The organism is Streptomyces torulosus, assembly GCF_001419765.1.
GTDB lineage: Bacteria > Actinomycetota > Actinomycetes > Streptomycetales > Streptomycetaceae > Streptomyces > Streptomyces torulosus.
In genome coordinates, this window is sequence record NZ_LIRK01000864.1 from 1 (window position 1) to 2,622 (window position 2,622).

The window sequence follows — 2,622 nt, forward strand, 5'->3', positions numbered from 1 at the left end:
CGTACGGGCACCCGCGTGGGTGACCGTCGGGGCGGCTGGGGCAGGGGCTGAGGCTGGGGCGGTGTCGGCGGTTGTGGCCGTGGCCGTGTGGCCCACGGGGGCCGCCACGGACAGGTAGTGGACGCCGCCGGTCGTCGTCGTGCGTACGTCGGTGGTGGCGCGGCCCTTGAGCGCGGCGGAGATCTCGGGGAGGGAGGCCAGGTCCCGCCTCTCCTCCGCGGACAGGTCGTGCGAGGTGGCCAGCAGGTTCCCCCGGGCGTCGACGATGACCACCTTGCCGCCGATGCGCTCGGCGCAGTGCGCGGCGCGTTCGGCGAGTTCGTCCGGACGCCGGGCGGCGAGGGACAGCGCGGCGAACGCGGCGACCGACTCGGCCTCGTCGTTGGCGGAGTTGACGATCCGCTCGCGTTCGGCCCGCGAGTAGACGAAGCCCAGCGGGACCTCCAGGCCCAGCAGGACGAGGGCGGCGAGGCTGAGGTAGCTCAGCAGCAGCCGGCGGGTCATGAGGCCGCCGCCTCGGGCGTGTGGTGCCGACCCTGCCCGGGCCCCGGCCCACGGCCCTGCCCCGGCCCGGGCCCGCGGACGGCGAGCCGGAAGCCGACACCCCGCAGGGTCTGGATCCACGCCGGGTCGCCGAGCTTGCGGCGCAGGGTGGCGACATGCACGTCCAGGGTCTTGGTGGGGCCCTGGTAGTGGTCGTCCCAGACGCGGTTGAGGATCTGCTGCCGGGAGTAGACCGCCCCCGGGTCCTCGGTGAGCAGCGCCAGCAGCTCGAACTCCTTCGGCGTCAGCGCGACCGGCACGTCCCCCACCCACACCTGCCGCGTCCGCCGGTCCACGACCAGCGGCCCGGGAGACGGCACGGAACGGTCGCCCGCGCTGCCGGTGCCGCCCACGCCGGAGGCGTCACGGGGCTCGGCCGGGGCCTGTTCGTAGGAGGGAGGTGCGTAGGCAGGGGGCTCGTAGACGGGTGGCTCGTAGACAGGAGGCTCGTAGACGGGCGGCTCGTGGACGGGGGGTTCGTAGGCGGGGGACTGGTAGGCCGGAGTTCGGTAGACGGGGGGTTCGTGGACGGTGTGGTCGCGGACAGGGGGTTCGTGGACAGGGCGTTCGTTCACACGGGTGCCGTGCGCGGGCGTCTCGTACGCCGTCGCCCAGTCGTACTCGGGCGAGGCACCGATGCCGCGCCGGGCGCCGGGCGCCTCCCGTGTCCCCGTCTCCGGCCCGGGCCGTTGGTGCCGTCGGGACACCGCTCGTATCCGGGCCACCAGCTCGCGGATGCTGAATGGTTTCGCCAGGTAGTCGTCGGCGCCCAGCTCCAGGCCCAGGACGCGGTCGGCCTCCTCGCCCCGCGCGCTGAGGATGATGATGGGGACGTCGGAGGACCGGCGGATGCCACGGCAGACATCGATGCCGTCCATGTCGGGCAGACCGAGATCCAGCAGGACGACATCGCCGTGCGGACCTCTCAACCCGTCCGCGCCGGTGGCCACGTGGTGGACCGCCAGGCCGAAGTGGCGCAGCCCGTCGGCGAGCGGTTCGGCGATCGTCTCGTCGTCCTCGATGAGCAGCACTCGTACGCCCATGGCGTCCTGTCTCTCCAAAGGGTCCGTACAACACGGTTCCCGTGCTGTGGGGTCGACCACGCTACAAGAGACCGAACAGCGATGTGCAGTGAATCCGGAGCATTGTGAAATGACCCTCAGAAACCGCTTGTATTCAGCCGGTCGGCCTGCGGAGAAGGGTGCCCTGGCTGAAATCTGTGGAAACCCTGGCGGTGTTTTAGTGTTCGCTTAACCTTCCTCTGGTCATCGCCCCCCTACGGTCGTCCTACCTGGTCGGAAGCAGCTAGGAGGGCAAGATGAAGGCGTTGCTGGATCGCGCCCGGTCGTTCAGGCGCCGGGTCGACTTCGAGAGCGACGAATACCGGAAACTCGCCGTCGGGCAATTTCCCGAGGCGTTGTTCATTACCTGCTCGGACTCCCGGGTGATTCCCGCGCTGATCACCGGAGCGCGCCCCGGAGAGATATTCGAGCTACGGAATGCGGGCAACATCGTGCCGCCGCACGACGCGTACGGAGCGGCCTCCGGCGAGGCCGCCACCATCGAGTACGCACTGGAGGTGCTCGGCGTTCAGGACATCGTCGTCTGCGGGCACTCTCACTGCGGGGCGATGGGCGCGTTGAAGTACCGCGCCGACCTGTCGGGGCTGCCCCGGGTGGACGCGTGGCTCGACTACGCCCGCCCCGCGCTCGCCCCCGTCCTGCGCGACGGAGGCGGGGCGGACGGTGAGGACGCGCCCGTCAGGGGGGTCGCCGCCGTGTCCGACGACCCCGCCCTGCGGGAGGTCGTCCAGCTGAACATCCGCAACCAGCTCGCCGTGCTCCGCGAGTACCCCGTCGCCCGGCAGCAACTGAACGCCGGACGGCTGCGGTTGCACGGCTGGTACTACGAGATCGACACCGGCACGATCCATGAACTCGACGAGGACGGCGGCTTCGAGGTGCACGGCTCATGAGCGGCGCACACGGCCGGCACGCGGGGGGCGCCCACCGGAGGCCCACCGCGACCGACTGGGGCGGCCCTGGGGGAGCGGAGTGGGGGCCGCCCGAGGCGCCGCTC

The 2,622-nt window shown here is 71.4% G+C and carries 2 protein-coding genes and 1 pseudogene; 1 reads left to right on the plus strand and 2 read right to left on the minus strand.

The annotated features are described in order from the left end of the window. Positions 1-504: pseudogene (locus AOK23_RS41530) on the minus strand (sensor histidine kinase); the annotation flags it as partial. Continuing rightward, positions 501-1,586: a response regulator transcription factor gene (locus AOK23_RS41535; RefSeq protein WP_055717577.1), complete on the minus strand. Its 1,086-nt coding sequence runs from the start codon at positions 1,584-1,586 to the stop codon at positions 501-503. The gene AOK23_RS41535 and the pseudogene AOK23_RS41530, both read right to left, overlap by 4 nt. A 275-nt stretch (positions 1,587-1,861) precedes the next feature. Between AOK23_RS41535 and AOK23_RS41540 the strand changes: the two genes are divergently transcribed. Beyond that, positions 1,862-2,518, plus strand: a complete 657-nt coding sequence (locus tag AOK23_RS41540) for a carbonic anhydrase (RefSeq protein WP_055717578.1) — start codon at positions 1,862-1,864, stop codon at positions 2,516-2,518. Positions 2,519-2,622 lie beyond the last annotated feature (104 nt).

Bases quoted from the DNA above. Each gene is read 5' to 3' on its own strand.
- AOK23_RS41540 (WP_055717578.1), top strand. From the start codon at position 1,862: ATGAAGGCGTTGCTGGATCGCGCCCGGTCGTTCAGGCGCCGGGTCGAC.
- AOK23_RS41535 (WP_055717577.1), bottom strand. From the start codon at position 1,586: ATGGGCGTACGAGTGCTGCTCATCGAGGACGACGAGACGATCGCCGAA.